The sequence below is a fragment of the Flavobacterium sp. AG291 genome, from assembly GCF_003350375.1.
Taxonomy (GTDB): Bacteria; Bacteroidota; Bacteroidia; order Flavobacteriales; family Flavobacteriaceae; genus Flavobacterium; species Flavobacterium suzhouense.
Genome location: NZ_QQAR01000005.1, coordinates 120,082 through 142,167, shown reverse-complemented (window position 1 = coordinate 142,167; position 22,086 = coordinate 120,082). Strand labels below are relative to the sequence as shown.

Here is a 22,086-nt window from a genome sequence, read left to right as displayed (position 1 = left end):
AAGTAGGTTACTTATATGAATAAAACCACAGGTTCGAGCTGTGGTTTTAAGAGTAGTTCACTGAATGTTTAACTTACAGAGATTACTATGGACATAGGAATTCTGATGTTGATTTACTTAATAGTAAAGGCATCAAACAGACAGTAAATTTATTTTTGACCCATCTGAAAAGGATGGGTTTTTTTTATTGAATTGATAGCACAAATGTAGCACAAATGTAGTATATGTTGTGACAACTAGTGTGGAAAAATTGATTTTTCAATAGATTATTTTTCAGCATACGGAGGTTTAGTATTAGAATTTCTTTAGACTTTATAATTGTGTATCCCCCATGTCAAGAATCAAGCTGATAGCGCGGATTTGTAATCCGTGCACAGAACATCTGAAATAAAAAAAATCAAATAACTGATTCTAAATCTGATTTTTAATGGTCTTTCTGTTGTCGGTTGTATCTTATATATCTGCAAAGTTGAACAGCACGGATTGCAAATCCGCACTATCGGGGTTTAAATGCGGAGAAGCAGAGGGTGCTTCGGGGTTCATTTTTTAGGGAGTGAAGGAAATATTGGGGAATGTTTATCTTTTAGATTATTATTAAAGGATTATCTATATTTGACTTATAAAGATATTTTATAGAAATGAATAAAACGTTTAATATATACTGTGATGAAAGTTGTCATATTGAAAATGACCATAAACCATATATGTTCTTGGGGTCAATAAGTGTCGCTTATAATCAGGTGAAGTTTCATACTGAACAAATAAAAGAGTTAAAGAAAAAGCATAATTTTTACGCTGAAATTAAATGGTCGAAAGTTTCAAAATCTAAATTGAGATTTTATATAGAATTAGTAGATTATTTTTTCAATACTGACTTGCAATTTAGAGCAGTTGGGATAAAAAAAGAAAAAATCAATAATGATGCTTTCAATCAATCATATGATGATTTCTATTATAAGATGTATTATTATTTGTTGAATCATAACCTAAATAGCCTATATAATTACAATGTATACTTAGATATTAAAGATACTCTCAGTGCATATAAAGTGAACAAACTGAAAAATATTTTAAATACTAAGTTCGGAGTATTTAGAAATGTTCAGAATATACGTTCACATGAAAGTCTAATGATTCAAGTGGCTGATTTTATGATGGGAGCGATTTCATATTTACATAATGATGAAGCCAAGCTAAATCAAGCTAAATTACAAATAATTGAAAAAATTAGAAATCATTGTAATGATCAATTAATGAGAACCAATTATTCAGATAAAATGAATTTGTTTTTTATAGAACTCAGATAAGTATGCCATTAAATTTACTCAAAAACTACAATCAACTATTAGATATTGCAGGTTTATCTCATGCGCAAAGAATAGTTTCTTTGAAGGGAGTATTCGGAAGAGATGTTATTGATAATAAAAATTTTACTTTTTTAAATAAAAAAATTACACCTACACCTGAAGATGGTGTGATTGAAATGGAAACCTTATTTCGACACTTAACTACAGTTGTGGTTGATCCTCAAACGAAACAAAGAGATTTTGATATACATAGATCACAGAGACTACATTGGCTGAAATATCATTTGGAACAACGCAAAGTTAATAATGTGATTTGTTTTACAGTAAAAGAGCCTGAAGGATATAGAACATATATTTATGATATTGATGAAAAATATGTGATTGTTTTAGAACCAAAATATAATAACACAATATACTTTTTATTGACGGCCTATCACTTAAGAGGTCGTGATGCTCAGAGGGATAAAATGTTAAAAAAATATAAAAGAAGAATTGACGGAATATTATAAAAGCAAAAAACGCAGAGCATCTAGGCTTGCGTTTTTCGATTTCCTTTTCTCGAATGAGAAATGAACTCATGTGCAAAATTACACTTTTAATTTAAACTACAAATTTTTATTGTAACTTTTTAACATTGACTATTAAGCGCTTAATAATCATTTAGCGTTGAATTATCTACATGTCTTATCATTCTAAACATTTCTTGTATATCTGAAGTTGACAGCTTTGGAGGTTTGGGCATCACTAATTCAAAGCAAATAAAAACAAACCATTCTTCTAAACCCAATTTTCATAGGGGTGAATTCTGTCGTTGCAGTAAGAGGGATTAACCACCCCCTTTCGCCGTGGCGTAACACCCCTCCAAGGGAGGGGAAACCACTATTGCTGTATCCGCGTTCATCCGCCTAGATCCGCGTCATCCGCGTTCAAATGGTATTTATTGGTATTAATATAGATTCTTCCTTCGTCAGAATGACAAAGCGTATTCTGAGATTTGCTTCGCCAGTCGGCTAAAGCCTCGTGCCTCCACTCCATTGCATTCCGCTCAGAATGACAAAACCTATAAAAGCAACCGTGGCAACCCTAAACTCGCAACTCAATAACCCGAAACAGCGCAGCTTACTTCTTCTCCTGGAAGAAATCCATCAGCAGTCCTATCGCTATTACTGAGCCGTCTTTAAAGTTGATGTCGCTTTTACCGTCTACGTACTTAAACATGGCCTTAAAGCCTGTTTTAGGTATCTCGGCACCCAGTGTTACCGAGTAGTTGCCCTGAACCTTTTTGTCGGGGTTGCGCACAGTACTCATGTCGTAAAAGGCGGTACCCTCGAAGATGATGGCGTAGTTGTTAAATACCGGTACATAATAATACCCGTCTACGTGGGGCTGACCCGATGTAAAGGCTTCCACGTTGTTGGAATAGTCATAATAGCCTTTTATCCCTGCCGTGATTACGGGTTTCAGGCGCAAACGGTTGGACTGGGCTGTGGTAAGGTTTATGGCGTTTGGCGTAATCAGGGTTATCGATGCGTCGAGTGCGGCTCTTTTGCTGATGAAATCCTGACTCGACTCATGTCCTGCCTTTATGCTTAGTTGGAACGGAATCTTTTTGCTGTAGTTCTCCCACATCAGGTTAACGGGGTAGAACTTAATGTAGTTTAGCGAATCCTTAAACTCGGTGCTCAGGCGCGTGTCCAGGCTCCAGTATATGGGAGTGCCCTTTTTGGAGTCGTCGCACTTCAGGAAGTTCTTGCGATTGTAAGCGTTTTGCAGCTTCATCGTAAGGATATAGCTTGTTTTTACGGTGTCCTGCGAGGGCTGCACCCCAAAATCGACCTTGTTCTGGTAGTAGTAAAAGTTGTTCAGAGAGGTCAGGAAACCGCTACGGTCGTCGGCGGTAATGGTAAGCTGGTCGTTTATCATTTTGTTGAGCACATCGGCTTTAATGACCAGAAGATGCGATGTTGCCATAGTGTCGGGTGTATGCAGCAGATTTACCCGTACATCATTTTCTACCAGCAGTTTTATCTGGTTGTCGTGGTCACGGTTTAAAAAGCGTTCGAGGGTCGACTCGGTAAATCCGCTTACGATAAACCCTATCGAATTCTTTGCCGAAGCTTCGGGCCTTACGCGCAGCGGACAGTCTGATTTCTGGTCGCCATACTGAAGCGAAACCTTAGGCTTGTCTTCGGGGTGGTTTATCCAGTGGTCAAAGTCGATGCTTTCGTTTTTAGCTATATCCAGCTGAATATCGATAGACATTGATGCTTCGCCCACGGTGTTTTTGATAAGGGCAATTTTAGTGGGTGTAACAATATCGGTTTGTGCCAGTGCCGGCAAGGGTATGCTTAAGGCAAGGAGCAGGTAAAAAAGGTATTTCATGTTGGATGGTATTAAAGGTAAACAACTCTCTGGTTTTCAATTATCCAGTCAATACAGTCGGCTACGGTAGGCCATTCGTCGGTAGAGTCGGGTGTAAGGTTAATGTTATAATAGGCGAGATAGCTGGTGCTGCCGTCGTTCATGTAGTAGGGCAGGGCGTTTATCTGACCTTTGAGTGTGGAAAGGAAAACGTGCTTCTGAAAATTATCAAAAGCGGCAAAAGTAGCTGCCTCAGGGTCTTCGGGCAGGTCGGCAATGGTTTTAAGGCTCTTTAAAACCACCGTTTTTATTTGTGTTCTTGTTAGTAATGCCATGGTTAGTTGGATTTTAGATTTATATCGAAATATTGGTTTGGTATCCTGATAATTAGATGTAAAGCTATTTATTTTTAGCAGATTAACCTATAGAATCAGATTACGGTAGTGTAAAATCGGATGAATGGCCGCAAAAGCGGTGTATGGAAAACCCGTGAGGGGTTTAGTTTTGGTTATTTGTTGATTCGGTTATTCGAAGCTTCACTCGGATAGGCTCAATCGTGGCAACCCTTAACCAGAAACCCGAAACGCAATAACCCTAAAAGGGTTTCAGTTGGCTGTAACACAGAGACACACTGAGAAAACTCAGAGATGCACAAAGTTTATTTAGTTAAGTGAGCGCCCGGAGCTTATTCTGCCAATGGCAGAATTTCTCAGTGTGCTAAAAGACTGAATTTCTCAGCGGCGCTCTGTAAATGCTTTGTGCATCTCAGCGGTATAATTTCTCATAATCCTGGAGTGTTTAGTTTTCCCGTGGGGGAATATTGAATTTTTTACAGTATGTCAAAGAGCTTTTTCTTTTGTCTTGCCACAAAAGAAGCAAAAAGGCACGGCTGAACTCCTTAGGCTACAAATCGAACCTTTCGACTAAACCATCCGAACTCGGCTTCGCCTCAAACAGCGGATGCTTCTTCACGCCTCAAGTTCCGATTTGCTTTACGCCACGTAGTTTAATGCCGTTAGCTTCACTCGGAATGGCTCAATCGTGCTGAAATCCGCGATTATCCGCCAAGATCTGCGGTATCTGCGTTCTGTCAGCAATCGTGGCAACCCTGAACCCCAAACCCGATAACTCAATAACCTTTTGAGTCTCCATTCCATATCCTGCGGAGGTTCTGCGAATAGTTAAATGTGTCCTGGCTCGAAAAGTCGGCATGTTGGCGCATCGATTGTTGTGCGGCGAGGCGGCAGCGTTCGTCAAAATATTCCCTGAAGAACGTAAGCACCTTGGATATGGTCAGACTCTCATAAAACTCGCCATATTGTCCCGAAATAATACGTCTGAACAAATAGGTCAGGTCGCTCATCTTAAGGGTGTAGTACGTATCGGTTATCTCGGTAGCGCACAGTTCTATCTGGTCTTCGCTCATGGGCTTTCGCAGGGCGAGCAGTTCGTTAAGGTATACCAGCCACCCCATTACGAGCCCTATGGTAAAGTCACGGCTTTTCTCGCGGTGCAGGGTGCCAAGGGTGGGCGCGGTACTGTTCATGGCATCTTCTATGGTTGCGAGCTTCCCGGCGTGGCGCATACAGTTATTCGGACTGTAAACGGCCAACAATCTTTCGTTTGAAAGCGTCGCTATAGCTGCTTTCGCCTTTGCCGGAAGGTTGTTTTGTGCTTCCATGTGTGGTATTCTCTTCAAAGAAACCTTTCCAGCCGTTTGCCATACTCTGGTGCATTATCGCTATGGCAGTGGCTTCGTCATATTTCGAGAGCTTTCCAAGTTTCGAGAGGGCTGCCTGCTCTGTTGTTTCAGAATAGAAAGCAAAGTCGTGCTGTTCATCCGTATATTGTTTCCAGACTTTCCATTGATTTAGAAAATTCTCCGATTCAAAAGGATAAATGAGATTTGGTTTTTCCCCCACACCCCCTTTTCCTCTTTCAGTTACAATTCCATTATCATTATCAGATACAATTACAATTTCACTTTCAATTTCACCTTCATTTTCCATATGTGAAACATATGTTGAAGGAGATTTTTTAGTAGGATTGTCATTTTCTTTTGGTTTTCCTTTTCTGTTATTACGTCTTGATTCGGTATATGCTTTACGTTTAAGAATACTATCTACTACCCATTCAATCTGATAGCCTTCATTTGTCTTTATAAGTATTGATAATAGCTGAGAGGTTTCTTCCGCCGAAAGGTTTTTTGTAAAGAAAGCTAACTGTGTATGCGAAATGCATATGTTTCTCATATGTTCGCACATAATCCTTACATAAACAGCCTGCACATTATCGCTTAGGCATTGTGTATCGCGAAAATAATCGCCAGGATAAAACAAAAAAGCGGGGTCCTTCATTACACTCTCACCAAATTGTCAATTATTACATTGTTATACGTTCCTTTTGAGCCTGAGATATGAAATTCAAGTTCGGCTACGTCGCCGGGCAGCATATCCTTTAGCAGGTCTATCTTGGTGCCCAGGGCAGAGGGGTAAAACATTCTGCCGGTTTCCTGTTCAAAGTGCAGCTGCTGTACGGCAGTGCCCAGTTTTGTTGTTTTTATGTCGCCTATAGCGGTGATTATGCCTTTTATTTTGTACATGGTAATTTTATTTAAGATTGAATGATTGAAATATTTAAAGATTCCTCACTCCACTCTTCTCCATGTGAGGCTGAAAGCCGAACGGACGAAGCAATCTCTTCTTATTTCTTCTTTTGTCTTGCCACAAAAGAAGCAAAAAGGCACGGCTGAACTCCTTAGGCTACAAATTGAATATCTCGGCTAAACCATCCGAACTCGGCTTCGCCTCAAACAGCGGATGCTTCTTAACGCCTCAATATCCAATTTGCTTCACGCCACAGAGTTTAATGCCGTAGCTTCACTCGGGAATGCTTACTCAGCTGTTGCTGCCAACTGAGACTGCGACTGAGACTGCGACTGAGACTGCGACTGAGACTGCGACTGAGACTGCGACTCCGGGCTGTCCTGTTTTACAAAGCAATTCTGAAAACACAGCCTGTTGGCAATGTGGTTAAAGTCGAGCGTGCCTATTTCCTTTTGGGTAAGTTTGGTGTAGACTACAGTGGGTGCAAGGTTGGCAAGTGCGTGAAAGAAGTCGGATGCGTTGCTGTTGTCTTCCAGTTCGCTGATGTTGATGCGGTTTTCGTTCTCTTCGCTAAATAGCTGTTGTAACTGGCCTAAGATCTTTTCGGTATATTCCTGTTGTTTTGATTCCATGGTTTTTGAGTTAAGATTAGCCCCCTAACCCCCAAAGGGGGAATTGCCACTCATACGGCAATTGGGGGAGGTTGTAAATAATTCTGAGTAAGAGTTCCCCTTTGGGGGCTAGGGGGCTTGCACTACCTCCGTAACCACCATATTGTTATATTGTATGCCGCTGTTTTTAGAGGTTTTGCCTTCCAGCAGTACGTTTACCTGTATCTCGTCGTTTTCTTTGTAGCCGTGCAGGTCGTCCATTTTCCTGCCGCGGAATTCTACAAAGGCACGCTGCCTGTGGTCGGGCATAATGGTTACTACTTTTTTCTCGTATCCTGCGGTGTTGCGGTACTCAATGTGTTCGATGGTTCCTTTGATTGTCATTTTGTTTTAGTCTTTTGATTGAAGTCTTGATGTTTTGGTTTGTCCGATGTCGGAAGTCCGATGTACTATGTCATTTCGGCGACAGGAGAAATCTCTTAAAATTCCAAAAGAGATTCTTCACTGCACTGCGTTTCGTTCAGAATGACAGAACGTTGTTCACTGCGACCGAATACTGCGACTGCAAACTGTGCAACTTCTTCTCTGCCTTTGCGATGTCTTTTTCCTGTTGGGCCCGTTGGTTAAAGACGGTGTAGTAGGGCAGGGTTTTGAGGTTCTCGATGAGGGCTTGCTGTTTGCGAATCTTCTTTAGTAGTTTTTTTGGCCTCACCCCCAACCCCTCTCCCAAGGAGAGGGGAGCAGCTTCACTCAGCTTTAATGGGTTTTGCTGATAATTTCCCCGCCGAGGCAGGTTAGGGAGCTTACTCTGTAATAGTAAACCTCCTGTCGCGGTTAAAGTGTAATATTGCTTTTTTTTCTTCTTCACTGTGTGTTACTGTGGTAACTGTAACCCTGTTTGGGGTGTTTGAAGTCTTATTTTGTTCGTTTTTAGTGGTATATTCCACTTTTGTTGAACTTTTTTGTAAGGTGGAATGCCCTTGTTCTGCTGAGGTTATGGCATTTAGTTCCACTTTTTCTTTGGGTTGGATGTTGAAGTTGTGCATTTTTTAGTACCTTTGTTGAATATGATGCAAAGTTAAGTGTAATATTCCACATTGCAAAATGTTTAAAGGTTAAATTTTACACTTTAGGTATGCGATTTTATTAACAATGCCCCTAAAGATTTGAATATGGACGGATTAGCGATTAAACAAAAACGCGAAGCACTTGGACTGACCCAAAAAGAATTGGCCGACCTTATCGGTGCAAGCCGTGAAACTATCATTAATTATGAGAAGGGTAAGCCTATCCCGAAATCAAAAAGTGAAATATTAGACAAAGTGCTTAATCAGGACAGGGCTAATTTTACTACCGTAAAACACCAGGAACTGGTAAAACTCGCTGACGATTTTGAGAACAAGAACGGCAACAAGTTTATTGAGCTGCCTAACGGACAGTATTATATGCTCATGCCATTGGCAGAGTTCAACGTTCAGGCGGGGTTTTTAAGTACCTATCAGGATGCCGATTTTTTAATGGACCTGAGTCAGCATGGTATTTTGGTCGATAAGCCGGTGCAAGGTCGCTATGTGGCTTTTCGCGTAAATGGCGACAGTATGGACGATGGTTCGAGCAATGCCGTTACCCGAAACAGCATTGTTTCTACCCGCGAGCTGCAACGCCACCACTGGCTGGGCAAGCTGCGCTACCGCGATTTTCCGTACTGGGTTATTTATACTACCCAAAGCAAAATGCCGCTCCTTAAGGAGATCATCGACCATAATGTGGAAGAGGGAACCATTACCTGCCACTCCCTTAACGACAGCCCCGAGTTTACCGACTTTACCCTGCACATGAATGATATTCAGGCGCTGTTCTACGTAATTGATGTAAACAGGACGGTGAGTAAGAAGAGTGTGTATTAATTTCAGATTTCAGATTTTAGATTTTGTCCGAAGCCGGATGTCCGATGTTCAAATATGACACTAGTTTTTTGGTAGAGACGTAGCACTGCTACGTCTGTAGGGTGTATTCAAATACTATATATAAACGCAGCACTTTGCTGCGTTTTTTATTAGGTTTGAGTGTAGCTCCCATCAACCGACAACCGACAACCATCAACCAACTATTTCCTACAATTGTATATATTTGCACCACAATCAATTAATTTAACTAATGAAAAAGCTATTTTTTGCCTTTTTGGCAATGACACTGTTTGCTTGTAGCAGTGACGACAGTGCTCCTGTTAATCCAGACAATCAAAATCCTGAGAATCCTATACCAACACCGTGTTCAAAAGTTTACAATGGTAATGTAGCGCTTTCTACACAGGCTGAAGTTGATGCTTTCGCAGCGAAGGGATACTGTACAATTAAAGGAAATATAATGATTGGCCCGCGTGTTGAAGCAGTTGGAGAAGGAGAAGATATGGAAATTATTGTTATTGATAGTGATATTACAAGTATTGCAGGATTCAGTTCTTTCATTAAAATTGAGGGGTCATTAACTATTAGTGAGAATTTGTTACTTACTTCGATAAATGGATTAAATAATCTTGAGTCTATTTCAGGATCTCTGTCGATACAGCATAACTCGGCACTCGCCGAATTGACACCTCTAAGCTCACTTAAATATGTTGGTATAAACAATAGTTTTGGAGATTTAGTTATCAGGAACAATGATGCTCTTACTAGTCTTCAGGGCTTACAATCTATCGAAGAAGTTGATGACTTTTTTATTGAAAATAATGATCACCTACAAAATTTGAATGGACTCAATGGACTAAAAAATGTAAATGTAATGTTTGGGCTTGCTAACAATCCAGAATTATCTTCTTTCCAAGGACTTGATAATCTTCAATACGTTAAGTCATTTGTAATTTCAAGTTGCGGTTTCTATAACTTTGATGGTATGGGTAACATAGAAGGCATATCAAGTTTGACATTGAATTATTTGCCTAATCTTGTGTCTATTGAAGGTCTTCAACCGATAACGGAAATGGATTCTTTTAAGATTACATCATGTGATGCTCTACAGTCGTGCAATGGTGTTCAGAATATAAAAACACTTGGAAATCTTATAATTTCTGGTAACGACTCACTGGCTACATTAAGCCATTTTTCCGGGTTAACCACTTTGAGTACCTCACCTTTTTATAGTGAAAATAAATTTGAAATAAGCAGTAATGATGCTCTTCAGTCATTAGAAGGGTTTCAAAATATAACAATGTTTAAGGCGGAATTGTCTGTTTTTCAAAATGATGGGCTCAAAGATTTTTGTTCATTAACTTCTTTGTTAAACGAAGGTATTTTTATTCAACCAGCTTATATAGCTGATAATCTTTATAATCCAACAGTAGCAGAAATCGTTGCTGGCAACTGCAGCCAATAAAAAGTTGATTCGTGGATTTGGTTATTTGTTGATTTGATTTTGTCTTAAGTCATAAGTCCGAAGCTATAATAGTTTTTTGGTAGAGACGTAGCACTGCTACGTCTGTAAAGTATATACAAATTGTATAGAAACGCAGCATTTTGCTGCGTTTTTTATTGGGTGAGAGTGAAGCTTCCGACAACCAACAACCAACAACAATCAACCAAATAAAGTAGGGAAAAATCTTATAAAGCTGTTATGGGTATAGATAGACAGTAATTATGATTTCTATTCGACGAACGGTTAAAAAACTCTGTTAAAATGCAGCTTTTTTCTTTCAAAATGTTAAAGTAGGAATAATTCTGTTTAAAAAAACTTAAAGAAGATATATTTGTCAAAAAAAAAGAAAAAACTGCTATGAAGAAGATAATGTTGCTGTTATGTTCTTTACTCTCCATTGTTACATTTGCTCAAAACTTTCCGGGTAAGGACGTTCATCTGTTAAAGGGTAAAGAATTGAAAGTGTTGCCGTTAAAAAAATCAGAGATAGGTGTTGGTTATAAAGGATTTTACAGTGATGCCGAAATACATTCGCTCTATAAAAAAGGTTTACGCTACACTGATGCCGCTTCAATTGAAGGTAAAACATTTAAAGTTGTAGACTATAAACCACGTTATACTAACTATGTACTAACGCTTCAAAATCCCGAGACAGGAATCGTATATTTCGATTATCATACCACGGCTAAATGTGATTTTGTTTTTGAAGTGGTGGGAGGTATCGATTTTCCGGATGGGCATTTTTGTAACGGACTCGAAAAAGGAAAAAAATGGATATCTGCCGGCGAAGGCTATGTAGAAGAAACCCGTACCCCTCTTTTAGATGATATCAGCCTGTTTAGGACAGCAGACGGACAGTTTAAACTAAGGGTAGCGGTTTGTACTGATAATTATAAAAATAAAGATGTAAAAGGTCTTACACTACAGTTGGAAAATGGGGTTAAACTTAATTTTCCGGAAGCGGTAATTGACGTGTTTAGAGTAGGAGCAAATACTAACCTTAGTACAAGGCCACGCATAAAAATAGACAATAGTGCACTCGAAATGCTTAAAAAGAGCAAAATAGTGCGTAAGACGATAGGTACTTATACTTCAGATGTAACCGATGGTTATATGATTATGGAATACATTAACTGTCTTGCCGATACAATAACGCTCCCGTAAAGGAGCGTTTTTTATTGTAGTGTTTGTATGGGTATATGCTGTAACTGTTACTGAACGCTATTTTCCTCTGCAAATACTTTTTCCAGCGTTTCTAAAAAAGCTTCTACAGGCTGTGCTCCGCTAATGGCATACTTGCGGTTAAAAGCAAAGAAAGGTACGCCACGCACGCCAACACTTTGGGCCTGCATCAGGTCGGTAGTTACTTCCTGTACATAACCATTGCTGCCCATGGCGTGTGCCAGTTTATCAGTGTCCAGGCCAAGTTCGATGGCTATATCTACAAGGGTAGGGGCATCGTCTATGTTACGACCTTCGGTAAAGTAAGCGGCAAACAGCTTTTCTTCGGCTTCGGCAGCCTTGCCATGATCTGCCGCAAAATGAATGAATCGGTGGGCGTTAAACGTGTTTGCCGGTATGGCAGTATCAAAGTTGTACGTTAGCCCTGTCTCGGCGGCCATTTTAGTAACATAAGCGTTCATCTCAGCAGCCTCTTCTACCGGTATGCCTTTGTGTTCGGCAAGCATTTCGTTGATGTTTTTGGAAGGGTCAGTTTGCAGGTCGGGTGAAAGTATAAAGCTTTTCCATACCACCTCTACTTTGTCTTTGTGGGCAAATTGCTCCATAGCGGTATCAAAACGTCTTTTGCCGATGTAGCAAAACGGACACATGATATCGCTCCATATTTCTATTTTCATGATACTCTTTTAAAATTATAAATTAATGGAACACAGATGACGCGGATTGGGCAGATTTTCACTGATTTATTTTAGGGCGATGATTTTTTTATCATTTGTAAATATCTTCCTTATGAATTCCGGTTCCTTGCCAAAGTTAAGAAGTAATCCCACTTCGCAGTCAGTTCCTTTTAAATAATTTAATAATTGGAATTCAAACTCATCATGGATATCCGCACAGGCTTTTAGTTCTAGTATAACAGTTTTGTTAACTATAATATCTGCAATATAATTGCCTACCTGAGTTCCTTTATAATATACGGTAATTGATTTCTGCGCTTCTACTTCAAAACCTCTTGATTTCAGTTCGATAAAAAGAGCATTTTGATATACTCTTTCTAAAAAGCCATAGCCCAGTTCATTGTAAACGTCATAGAATGCTTTTAATATATCTCCTGTAAGTTGTTTATGAAGTATTGAGCTCACTTTCGATTTGTAAGATTTAAGCTAAAATAATAAATTATTCGCAATTATAAAAAATCCGTGTAATCTGCCTAATCCGTCCCGATAGCTATCGGGATCCGTGTCCAAATAATGAGTGCAGCTTCGAATAAACAAATAACCGAATAAACAAAAATGCCGCCCTGTAGAGGCGGCATTTTGCTTTCGTGTGTTTATTTTTTTCAGGACTGTGTGTGGGCTTATTCGGCTTTAGCTTCTTCAGCCGGGCCTTCGGCAACAGCCTCTTCTTTTAAAAGAATTTCTTCCGTCTGGTTGTAAAGCATCTCCACTTCGTCTTCAGTAAGGAAACGAACGTCTTTGTGCGCTACTTCTACAAGGCTTCCTGTGTTAGCATCTTCAATAAGGGCATAGAATTTTTCGTTTCCTTTTTTGTCGGCGTTAGCACCCCAAATGTGGAAATATCCTATTGCTTTTACTTTCTTAGAAGTTGATTTTTTACTTTTTTTAGATTTTACTTTTTGAGTTACTGAGTACTGCACCAGTCTTAAATCTGTCCTGTTCATGGGTCTTGATAATTATAGTTTACATTTTGGTAACGCAAAATTAACACAGGAAAACTGAATAAACGGTTTTTCAATGTTAAGGATTGCGGCAAAGTTGAAAACTTAACATTGGGGGTGGTGGAACGCAAATTTACTATCTTAGTTTTTATTAATGTACTAATAGGTTTCCCCTCCTTTGGAGGGGTGGCTGAAAGCCGGGGTGGTTCAAATTATGCAAAAAGAAATTTTACTCGAGATTAATTCGGTTCCGATATATAAGAATTTTATTCAAAATCTGCCGTATAATCCTGCTTTATCCGATAGAGCAAAAAAGCTTAGAAAAATGGGTGTAGTTTCAGAAGTTGTTTTCTGGAATCAGGTAAAGAAAAAATCATTTTTCGGGATTGATTTTGACAGGCAGCGCATAATAGGTAATTACATAGTAGACTTTTACGTAAAATCACTCGGATTAATCATTGAAATCGATGGTTCAAGTCATAATGATAAAGATGTTTATGATGCGGTGCGTGATAGGTTTCTTAAGTCATTAAGTTTGAGAATTTACAGAATATCAGAATTTAGAGTAAGAAATGATCTTGCAAATGTTCTGAAAGAACTAGAGGTATATATTGTTACAGAATTCTGTTAGTTTTAACCACCCCGCCCTACGGGCACCCCTCCAAGGGAGGGGAAACCACTGTTGCTGAATCCGTATCATCCGCCCAGATCCACGGCATCCGCGTTCCATAGTTGTAAACCGTAAACTTCCTATATTTGCTTTATGGACAAACCCGCACTACGCCTTCATTACAAAAACCTGCGCCAGGCATTATCGCCTCAAGCGATAGAAGATAAAAGCCTTGCTATTGCCAACAAGGTACTTTCGCTTGATATTTGGGATAAGACTTATTTCCACCTGTTCCTGACGATGGAGGAGCAGCGTGAGGTGCATACTGATTTTATTCTTCATCTTCTTGCCGGAAAGGATAAGGAGGTTATCGTATCAAGGTCGGATTTTGAAACGCACCGCATGATACATTTTCTGCTTACGGACAATACAAAGCTGGTAAAAAATAAGTTTGGGATTCCTGAGCCGGTTGATGGTATAGAGGTGCCGTCTGATAAAATCGATGTGGTCTTTGTTCCGCTACTTGCGTTTGACGAAAAGGGACAGCGCGTAGGCTACGGAAAAGGTTTTTACGACCGTTTCCTGAGCGAATGCAAAAAAGATGTGATAACAATAGGCTTATCCTTTTTTGAGGCAGAAAACGAGACTATTGATGTTTTTGATACGGATGTACCGTTGGATTACTGTGTAACGCCGGAGAAAGTTTATTCGTTTTAGTTTTCAGTCGCAGTCACAGTTTTCAGTAATGAGTGGTCTGCCGACTGAGACTGAATACTGCAAACTCTATTTAGCGAATGCCTTTTTGTTGAATACGATAAGTATACCCACACCTACAGAGATAGCGGCATCGGCAATGTTAAAGATGGCATTGAAGAAGTTAAAGTACTCGCCACCCCAAATTGGGAACCAATCAGGGAAGGTACCGCTGAACAATGGGAAGTACAGCATATCTACCACTTTACCATGAAACAAAGTGCCATACGGGTGGTCTGAGAACAGCGTAGCTACCTGTCCGTGGCTGTGGTCGAATATTACCCCATAAAATACAGAGTCTATAATGTTTCCGAAAGCTCCTGCAAGAATCAGGGCTATCGAAACAATAAGATAGTTTGATTGTCTTTTCTTTACAGCATCATTCAGCCACCAGCCTATACCGGCTACAGCCACAATCCTGAAAAGGGTAAGGAATAATTTGCCATAAGATCCCGGAATCTTGGCACCCCAGGCCATGCCTTCATTTTCTATAAAGCGTATCCTGAACCACTCAAAAACGGTAACTTCACCCTCAAGCATGAAGTTGGTTTTGATGTAAATTTTTGACAATTGGTCTATTATCAGTACCAGTATGACAATAAGATAGGCTTTCTTTAAAGACATTATTAGAATTTTACCCGCAAAAATAATCGAATTATTGATATGGAAGGTATCTGAATGCGGATTTGGGAAAAGTTTATTTGTTGATTCTTCACTTCACTGTATTCTGTTCAGAATTACAGAGCCTCATTATGTGTTGTGTTTTGTCACTCTGTGGTATGAACAATCTCTCTGTTCACGGCAATAGATTCTTCACTCCACTGCTTTCCGTACAGAATGACAGTTTTGTAATTGCTTGAAAAGAATCAGAAGCTTTTGTGATTGGGGGTGATTTAGATACAAAATAAACTAAAGACTCCGGAGAGTCTTTGATTTATTTGGTGCTTCCACAGTTTTCATTGTAAAGCTCCATTATATATTCCATAAAACGTTCATTGAATTTTTCTTTATCAAGTTTTTCTACCATTGCAGGGCACTCTTTTTCAAAGTTTAATTCTATATGTTGTTTTAAAACCCTGAACTCGCCGATGGCTCTTACACCATATTCTGCATGAAAATAAGTGCAATAAGTGTTTTCCGGTTTCCAGAAGAAATAATATAATGCATCCTGAGAAACAGGAGCTATTCCCCCACCGTCATAGGGAGGAGAATACATCTCCATAATATTTAATCCATTTCCTTGAGTAAACAGTTTTAACCAAGATTTTTTACTCTCAATTTTATATTCTTTTTTAAATGTTTTAACATCGGCCAGATTAAGAGCGAAGTAAGTAGTTTCGCCTTTTTCTAAAGCAAGTGTAAATTTCTTTACATCGTTGATAGAGAATTTCTCAGTATCTCCTTTCTCTTCAGCTCTGAATTTTAGTTTTTGTGAGCTGAAAGAAGGTATTTCAATAAACCCCGTCTTTGTATTGCCATCATTAAAGGTTATTGTTCCCGGATAAAATTTGGCTATTGCCATAAGAGGACATAGCAACAGTAAGAGTAATAGTTTTTTCATGTTTGTTTTTTTCTGGCCGCGAATATACATGAAAAACCGAATTGACCCGGCTAAAATTTTAAAGATGAATTAATTGGTGATTATAAGAGTCATGCTTAACATATTACTCATGAATATCGCAATACTGAGTAAATAGTATCGCTGCTAAAAAAGGGCCATTGGCTCTAAACTCGTCTTTATCCAGTGTGTCAAGTGCTTTTACCAGGGCAGGGCAGTCGTCCTTAAAAATTCTTTCCATGTCAAATTTAAACATCTTAAAGTGGCTGCAGCAGCCATTTTCGCCATACAGGGTAATCAGATAGCGCGCAAAGTCTTCGTGGGGTTTGTGCAGGTAATATACAGCCCCGTTTGCATTCCATGCGGTTATGATGTTTACTTCCCCTGCTTTCTCAAGGCGTACCCACGATTTTTTATCTGAGATCTTATACTTAGTGCTAAAGGCGGGTACAACAGCCAGCTTTAGCGTGTAGAATTTAATTTGTTCGTCGGCTTCATTGCTCACCACATAAAATTGCACATCGTCGATAGAAATGGTTTCTTTCTTGGCTCTTTTGTCGGTCTTAAAAAAGATGCGTTGCTGCTTGTAGTCGTTCTGAATTTCTATCAGGCCTGTTCGTGTAGTGTTGTCGTTAAAGGTAATCGTGCCGGGAAGGATGGTTTTGGCTATAGCCAAAACAGGGCACAGCAGTAATAGGAGTAATAGTTTTTTCATATATGGTCTTGGTTAGCAATACAATAATAGTCAAATAAAATTAATCCTGTTAAAATTTTATCAGTATTGGATTTTAGATTTTTCATTCCGCTGCGCTGCATTCAGAATGACACGTGCTGAAAGGTGTTTCACGTAATGTTTGTCATTCTGAGGTACGAAGAATCTCTATTTGTAGTATGAGATTCTTCATTTCGCTGCGCTGCATTCAGGATGACAGTGAGCCGTAAGTATTCAACGTAACGTTTTGTCATTCTGACGAAGGAAGAATCTAAAAATTATTAGATTTACATATAAAACTAAAAAGATGCACAAAACATTAGGTACACATAATTACTATGTCTATATCCTTACAAATAAAAAGAAAACAGTTCTATATACCGGCTTTACAAATGAATTGAAAAACAGACTGTATTTTCATCAAAATCCCGAAGCTAATTCAAAAGCGTTCACAACTAAATATAGGTGTTATTATCTTGTTTATTTTGAACATTATCAGGATGCCGAAACAGGAATTGACAGGGAAAAGGAAATAAAAGGCTGGACAAGGGCTAAAAAAGATGCATTAATAAATGAATTTAATCCTCAATGGAGGTTTTTGAATGATGAAATCCAGGATTGAGATTTTTAGATTCTTCATTTCGCTGCGCTGCATTCAGAATGACACGTGCTGAAAGATGTTTCACGTAATGTTTGTCATTCTGACGAAGGAAGAATCTCTATTGTAGAATGAGATTTATCACTCCACTGCGCTGCATTCAGAATGACAGATAACGCTTTGTCATCCTGAGGTACGAAGGATCTCTATTTGTAGCATGAGATTCTTCACTCCACTACATTCCGTTCAGAATTACACATAACGCTTTGTCATCCTGAGGTACGAAGGATCTCTATTTGTAGTATGAGATTCTTCACTCCACTGCGCTGCATTCAGAATGACACATAACGCTTTGTCATCCTGAGGTACGAAGGATCTCTATTTGTAGCATGAGATTCTTCACTCCATTACATTCCGTTCAGAATGACAAATAACGCTTTGTCATCCTGAGGTACGAAGGATCTCTATTTGTAGCATGAGATTCTTCACTCCATTACATTCCGTTCAGAATGACAAATAACGCTTTGTCATCCTGAGGTACGAAGGATCTCTATTTGTAGTATGAGATTCTTCACTCCATTACATTCCGTTCAGAATGACACATATCGCTTTGTCATCCTGAGGTACGAAGGATCTCTATTTGTAGTATGAGATTCTTCACTCCACTACATTCCGTTCAGAATGACAAAACGCATAAACTTCCGACCTCCAATCCACATAAAAATAAAAACCGCCCCTGTTGGGGCGGTCAGTATATTATCGTTGCATATTTTTTGCCTCGATGCTCATTGTAGCATGGGGAACCAGTTTCAGGCGTTCTTTGTTGATAAGCTTTCCTGTCACTTTGCAAATTCCATAGGTTTTGTTCTCAATTCTTATTAGCGCGTTCTTAAGGTCGCGGATGAACTTTTCCTGGCGTATAGCAAGCTGTGAGTTTGCTTCTTTAGACATGGTCTCGCTACCTTCCTCAAATGCTTTAAACGTAGGTGACGTATCGTCGGTACCGTTGTTAAGGTCATTCATATAGGCACTGCGGATCAGTTCTAAATCAGCTTTAGCTTTCTCAATCTTTTTGGTAATTAATTCCCTAAACTCTGCAAGGTCAGCATCAGAGTATCGTATTTGCTCATCTACCATTGTCAACTTATTTTGAAATTAATAATAAGGTTTTTATGTCGTCAAATTCTATTTCCGTACCGTTCGTAACTTCATCTGCAAAAGTAATCGAGTCGGTAAGTGTTTCACTCTTAATGTAATCCTCATTCGCTTTAACGGCATCTTGTAGGATTTTATTGTCTTTCATAGTAACTTTAATCCTGTCGGTAACTTCAAGGCCGCTGTCTTTTCGGATGTTTTGTATCCTGTTTACCAGTTCTCTTGCGATACCTTCGCTCTTAAGTTCCTCAGTAAGTGTAATATCTAAGGCTACGGTAATTCCGCCTGCGTTGGCAACCAGCCATCCCGGTATGTCCTGTGAGCTAATCTCAACATCCGCGGTTGTTAAAGTTACACTTTTTCCTGATACTTCAATTTCTATGCCACCCTTGCTGTCAATCTCGTTGATCTGCTCCTGAGAGAAGTTTTGTATCTCTTTGGAAATCAATCCCATATCCTTGCCAAAGCGTGGTCCAAGTGCCTTGAAGTTAGGCTTAATCTGCTTCACAAGTACCCCTGATGCATCGTCCATCAGTTCTACTTCTTTCACGTTTACCTCGGCTTTAATAAGCTCTGCAACGGCTTCAATCTCGGCTTTCTGATTTGCGTCAAGTACCGGAATCATTACCCTTTGCAGTGGTTGGCGCACTTTTATCATCTCTTTCTTCCTTAACGAAAGTACAAGCGATGAGATAGTCTGCGCTTTCTGCATTCTGCTTTCTAACGATTTATCAACAAAGTTATCAGCATACTGCGGAAAATCGGCCAAATGTACGCTTTCGAACGCCCCTTCTTGTGAAGCTTGTGTTAAATCTTTGTATAATCTGTCCATGTAGAATGGCGCTATTGGCGCACTCAGTTTGGCAACTGCTACAAGACAGGTATATAGGGTTTGGTAAGCGGCAATTTTATCCTGAGCATATTCACCTTTCCAGAAACGGCGACGGCATAAACGCACATACCAGTTGCTCAGGTTTTCCTGAACGAAGTCAGAGATAGCCCTTGCAGCTTTGGTAGGCTCATAATCGGCATAATAGCTGTCTACGTCTTTTATAAGCGTGTTTAGCTCAGATAGTATCCAACGGTCAATTTCAGGTCTTTCGTTAAGCGGAACTTCCGGCTCGCTGTATGAGAAACCATCAATATTTGCATAAAGCGCAAAGAATGAATAGGTATTGTATAGCGTACCGAAGAATTTACGTCTTACTTCGGCTACACCTTCAATGTCAAATTTAAGGTTGTCCCACGGGTTAGCATTGGCAATCATGTACCAGCGTGTAGCATCGGGTCCGTACTCGGCAAGTGTAGTGAATGGGTCAACTGCATTACCAAGACGTTTCGACATCTTCTGTCCGTTTTTGTCTAGTACAAGTCCGTTTGAAACTACGTTTTTATAAGCCACCTGGTCAAATACCAATGTTCCGATGGCGTGCAGCGTATAGAACCATCCACGGGTCTGGTCTACACCTTCTGCGATAAAATCAGCAGGGAACGACTCGTTGTTGTCGATAAGCTCTTTGTTTTCGAACGGATAGTGCCATTGTGCATAAGGCATCGCCCCACTGTCAAACCAAACGTCAATAAGGTCGCTTTCGCGTTTCATTGGTTTGCCAGACGGCGAAACAAGGGTAATGGCGTCTACCACATTTTTGTGCAGGTCGATAAGGTCGTAGTTCGCCTCGCTCATGTTGCCCGGCTCAAATCCTTTAAACGGATTCTCGCTCATCAGTCCGGCAGCAATGGCTTTCTCGATACCGTTGTACAGTTCTTCGGCAGAGCCAATGATCATCTCTTCGGTTTTATCCTCAGTCCTCCAGATAGGAAGCGGGATACCCCAGTAACGCGAACGTGAAAGGTTCCAGTCGTTAGCGTTTTTCAGCCAGTTGCCAAAACGGCCTTCTCCTGTAGCTTTAGGCTTCCAGTTGATGGTGTCGTTAAGGTCGAACATACGCTCTTTAACATCCGTCATGCGTATGAACCAGCTGTCAAGCGGGTAGTATAGTAACGGCTCGTCCGTTCTCCATGAGTGCGGATAGCTGTGTACATACTTCTCTACTTTAAAGGCTTTGTTGTTTTCTTTAAGGTAGATTGATATTTCAACGTCTGCCGAACGCTCAGGGGCAGTTCCGGCATCGTAATATTCATTTTTAACGTATTTGCCTGCTAACTGTAGCGCATTCCCGTTAGGGTTTTCCAGCGTGTCTACATGGCTTGTAAATTTACCCTGAAGGTCTACCAGCGGAACAAGGTTTCCGTTAGCATCTTCTACAAGCATTGGCGGAACTTCCGGCTTCGCTTCTTTAGCTACCTTGGCATCATCTGCACCAAAAGTAGGAGCAGTGTGTACGATACCTGTACCGTCTTCAGTAGTAACGAAGTCGCCCGAAATTACACGGAAGGCGTTCTCAGGGTTATTTGCAGGCAGTACAAACGGCAATAACTGTTCGTAACGGATGCCTACAAGGTCCTTACCTTTGGCTTCTGCCAAAATGGTGTAAGGGATAGTTTTATCACCTGCGTTGTAATTAGCAAAATCTTCTTCGCCTGTAGCCTGAACGTAGTTTTTGCCAAACTGCTTGCCTACAAGGTTTTTAGCCAATACTACATTGATAGGCTCAAACGTGTACTGGTTAAAGGTTTTTACCAAAACATAATCAATGTTCGGACCAACGGTCAAAGCAGTGTTAGATGGAAGCGTCCACGGGGTGGTCGTCCATGCCATGATGTCTACAGCGCCAAAGCCGGTAAATACTTGCGGAAGTGTATCAGCAATGGTTTTGAACTGCGCTACAATGGTAGTATCGGTTACATCGCGGTAGGCACCCGGCTGGTTTACCTCGTGTGAGCTAAGTCCTGTACCTGCTTTAGGCGAATAGGGCTGTATGGTGTAGCCTTTGTATAGAAGGCCTTTGTCGTAAATTTGTTTTAGTAACCACCAAACCGATTCCATGTATTTTGGCTTGTAGGTAACATAAGGGTCTTCCATATCTACCCAGTAACCCATTTTTTCAGTAAGGTCGTTCCATACGTCGGTGTAGCGCATTACCGTACGCTTACACGCTTCGTTATATTCTTCTACGGTAATTTTAGTACCGATGTCTTCTTTAGTAATGCCAAGTTCTTTTTCGGTACCAAGCTCTACCGGAAGGCCGTGGGTATCCCATCCGGCTTTACGTTTTACCTGGTATCCTTTTTGGGTTTGGTAACGGCAAAAAATGTCTTTAATGGCACGCGCCATTACGTGGTGAATGCCCGGAAGCCCGTTTGCCGAAGGCGGTCCTTCAAAAAATACATATTGCGGTTTTCCCTCTCGGGTTGTAACACTCTTGTCAAAAATCTTCTCTTCTTTCCAGAAATTAAGTACCTCGCTTGCCACTGTAGGCAGGTCAAGTCCTTTATATTCAGTAAACTTCTTACTCATTATTGTGCATGCTAAAAAATCGATTTGCGAAAGTAACGATTTTTTCTATGCGACCGACAAAAGAGTTGATTATAGAGAGCAGAATAACAGTTTTGTAAATTTTGTAGGGGGATTATTGATAAA

Annotated in this window: 25 protein-coding genes; 8 read left to right on the top strand and 17 right to left on the bottom strand. The window is 40.1% G+C overall.

Translation table 11 applies throughout. The features are described 5' to 3' along the window. Nucleotides 1–638: 638 nt before the first annotated feature. Both DEU42_RS07515 and DEU42_RS07510 read left to right on the top strand, forming a co-directional pair. Nucleotides 639–1,307: a DUF3800 domain-containing protein gene (locus DEU42_RS07515; RefSeq protein WP_114757676.1), complete on the top strand. Its 669-nt coding sequence runs from the start codon at nucleotides 639–641 to the stop codon at nucleotides 1,305–1,307. Nucleotides 1,308–1,309: 2 nt separating this feature from the next. Beyond that, entirely contained in the window at nucleotides 1,310–1,816 is a 507-nt protein-coding gene (locus DEU42_RS07510) for a hypothetical protein (RefSeq protein WP_114757675.1), read from the top strand. A gap of 388 nt (nucleotides 1,817–2,204) precedes the next feature. On the opposite strand, the gene DEU42_RS17595 is transcribed toward DEU42_RS07510, so the two are convergent. The 9 genes from DEU42_RS17595 to DEU42_RS07470 form a co-directional block, all read right to left on the bottom strand. Next, complete coding sequence (locus DEU42_RS17595; protein WP_233506640.1) at nucleotides 2,205–2,342, bottom strand: hypothetical protein; 138 nt, start codon at nucleotides 2,340–2,342, stop codon at nucleotides 2,205–2,207. 84 nt (nucleotides 2,343–2,426) lie between these two features. Next, on the bottom strand, nucleotides 2,427–3,689 hold the full coding sequence (locus DEU42_RS07505) for a hypothetical protein (protein WP_114757674.1): 1,263 nt from the start codon (nucleotides 3,687–3,689) through the stop codon (nucleotides 2,427–2,429). An 11-nt stretch (nucleotides 3,690–3,700) separates the two neighbouring features. After that, entirely contained in the window at nucleotides 3,701–4,003 is a 303-nt protein-coding gene (locus DEU42_RS07500) for a hypothetical protein (protein WP_114757673.1), read from the bottom strand. A gap of 794 nt (nucleotides 4,004–4,797) precedes the next feature. Then, nucleotides 4,798–5,253: a hypothetical protein gene (locus DEU42_RS07495; RefSeq protein WP_114757672.1), complete on the bottom strand. Its 456-nt coding sequence runs from the start codon at nucleotides 5,251–5,253 to the stop codon at nucleotides 4,798–4,800. A gap of 4 nt (nucleotides 5,254–5,257) precedes the next feature. After that, complete coding sequence (locus tag DEU42_RS07490; RefSeq protein ID WP_114757671.1) at nucleotides 5,258–6,025, bottom strand: hypothetical protein; 768 nt, start codon at nucleotides 6,023–6,025, stop codon at nucleotides 5,258–5,260. Then, nucleotides 6,025–6,270 (bottom strand): hypothetical protein, encoded by a 246-nt coding sequence (locus DEU42_RS07485; protein ID WP_114757670.1) that lies wholly within the window; start codon nucleotides 6,268–6,270, stop codon nucleotides 6,025–6,027. The genes DEU42_RS07490 and DEU42_RS07485 overlap by 1 nt, the downstream gene beginning before the upstream one ends. 291 nt (nucleotides 6,271–6,561) lie before the next feature. After that, nucleotides 6,562–6,906 (bottom strand): hypothetical protein, encoded by a 345-nt coding sequence (locus DEU42_RS07480; protein ID WP_114757669.1) that lies wholly within the window; start codon nucleotides 6,904–6,906, stop codon nucleotides 6,562–6,564. Between the two features lie 108 nt (nucleotides 6,907–7,014). Further along, nucleotides 7,015–7,269 (bottom strand): hypothetical protein, encoded by a 255-nt coding sequence (locus DEU42_RS07475; protein WP_114757668.1) that lies wholly within the window; start codon nucleotides 7,267–7,269, stop codon nucleotides 7,015–7,017. A 419-nt stretch (nucleotides 7,270–7,688) separates the two neighbouring features. Continuing rightward, nucleotides 7,689–7,931, bottom strand: a complete 243-nt coding sequence (locus DEU42_RS07470) for a hypothetical protein (protein ID WP_114757667.1) — start codon at nucleotides 7,929–7,931, stop codon at nucleotides 7,689–7,691. 126 nt (nucleotides 7,932–8,057) lie between these two features. Here DEU42_RS07470 and DEU42_RS07465 point away from each other — a divergent pair, with 126 nt between their 5' ends. The 3 genes from DEU42_RS07465 (at nucleotide 8,058) to DEU42_RS07455 (ending at nucleotide 11,460) form a co-directional block, all read left to right on the top strand. After that, nucleotides 8,058–8,792: a helix-turn-helix domain-containing protein gene (locus DEU42_RS07465; protein WP_114757666.1), complete on the top strand. Its 735-nt coding sequence runs from the start codon at nucleotides 8,058–8,060 to the stop codon at nucleotides 8,790–8,792. Nucleotides 8,793–9,042: 250 nt separating this feature from the next. Then, nucleotides 9,043–10,257, top strand: coding sequence for a hypothetical protein (locus DEU42_RS07460; protein ID WP_114757665.1), 1,215 nt, complete (start codon nucleotides 9,043–9,045; stop codon nucleotides 10,255–10,257). 396 nt (nucleotides 10,258–10,653) lie between these two features. After that, nucleotides 10,654–11,460, top strand: coding sequence for a hypothetical protein (locus tag DEU42_RS07455; RefSeq protein ID WP_114757664.1), 807 nt, complete (start codon nucleotides 10,654–10,656; stop codon nucleotides 11,458–11,460). A gap of 47 nt (nucleotides 11,461–11,507) precedes the next feature. Here the strand turns inward: DEU42_RS07455 and DEU42_RS07450 are convergent, their stop codons facing one another. From DEU42_RS07450 to DEU42_RS07440, 3 genes are all read right to left on the bottom strand, one after another. Beyond that, a complete protein-coding gene (locus DEU42_RS07450) occupies nucleotides 11,508–12,155 on the bottom strand; it encodes a DsbA family oxidoreductase (RefSeq protein ID WP_114757663.1) in 648 nt (215 codons plus the stop codon). A 66-nt stretch (nucleotides 12,156–12,221) separates the two neighbouring features. Next, nucleotides 12,222–12,620, bottom strand: a complete 399-nt coding sequence (locus DEU42_RS07445) for a GxxExxY protein (protein ID WP_114757662.1) — start codon at nucleotides 12,618–12,620, stop codon at nucleotides 12,222–12,224. Nucleotides 12,621–12,835: 215 nt separating this feature from the next. Then, nucleotides 12,836–13,159: a hypothetical protein gene (locus DEU42_RS07440; protein ID WP_114757661.1), complete on the bottom strand. Its 324-nt coding sequence runs from the start codon at nucleotides 13,157–13,159 to the stop codon at nucleotides 12,836–12,838. Nucleotides 13,160–13,370: 211 nt separating this feature from the next. Between DEU42_RS07440 and DEU42_RS07435 the strand changes: the two genes are divergently transcribed. Beyond that, complete coding sequence (locus DEU42_RS07435) at nucleotides 13,371–13,787, top strand: endonuclease domain-containing protein (protein ID WP_114757748.1); 417 nt, start codon at nucleotides 13,371–13,373, stop codon at nucleotides 13,785–13,787. 132 nt (nucleotides 13,788–13,919) lie between these two features. After that, the gene (locus DEU42_RS07430; RefSeq protein ID WP_114757660.1) at nucleotides 13,920–14,483 is read left to right on the top strand and encodes a 5-formyltetrahydrofolate cyclo-ligase; all 564 of its coding nucleotides are present in this window, start codon (nucleotides 13,920–13,922) and stop codon (nucleotides 14,481–14,483) included. 66 nt (nucleotides 14,484–14,549) lie between these two features. Here the strand turns inward: DEU42_RS07430 and DEU42_RS07425 are convergent, their stop codons facing one another. The 3 genes from DEU42_RS07425 to DEU42_RS07415 form a co-directional block, all read right to left on the bottom strand. Then, nucleotides 14,550–15,143 carry a lipoprotein signal peptidase gene (locus DEU42_RS07425; RefSeq protein ID WP_114757659.1) on the bottom strand — a complete coding sequence of 198 codons (594 nt, stop codon included), beginning with the start codon at nucleotides 15,141–15,143 and terminating at the stop codon, nucleotides 14,550–14,552. Between the two features lie 310 nt (nucleotides 15,144–15,453). Next, the gene (locus tag DEU42_RS07420; protein ID WP_147278079.1) at nucleotides 15,454–16,080 is read right to left on the bottom strand and encodes a hypothetical protein; all 627 of its coding nucleotides are present in this window, start codon (nucleotides 16,078–16,080) and stop codon (nucleotides 15,454–15,456) included. A 103-nt stretch (nucleotides 16,081–16,183) separates the two neighbouring features. Continuing rightward, a complete protein-coding gene (locus tag DEU42_RS07415; protein WP_114757657.1) occupies nucleotides 16,184–16,792 on the bottom strand; it encodes a hypothetical protein in 609 nt (202 codons plus the stop codon). A gap of 304 nt (nucleotides 16,793–17,096) precedes the next feature. On the opposite strand from DEU42_RS07415, the gene DEU42_RS07410 reads away from it, so the two are divergent. Continuing rightward, nucleotides 17,097–17,411: a GIY-YIG nuclease family protein gene (locus tag DEU42_RS07410; protein ID WP_114757656.1), complete on the top strand. Its 315-nt coding sequence runs from the start codon at nucleotides 17,097–17,099 to the stop codon at nucleotides 17,409–17,411. 732 nt (nucleotides 17,412–18,143) lie between these two features. Here the strand turns inward: DEU42_RS07410 and DEU42_RS07405 are convergent. Further along, nucleotides 18,144–18,524: a TraR/DksA family transcriptional regulator gene (locus DEU42_RS07405; protein WP_114757747.1), complete on the bottom strand. Its 381-nt coding sequence runs from the start codon at nucleotides 18,522–18,524 to the stop codon at nucleotides 18,144–18,146. Between the two features lie 7 nt (nucleotides 18,525–18,531). After that, nucleotides 18,532–21,963, bottom strand: a complete 3,432-nt coding sequence (gene ileS / locus DEU42_RS07400; RefSeq protein ID WP_114757655.1) for an isoleucine--tRNA ligase — start codon at nucleotides 21,961–21,963, stop codon at nucleotides 18,532–18,534. Between the last annotated feature and the right edge of the window lie 123 nt (nucleotides 21,964–22,086).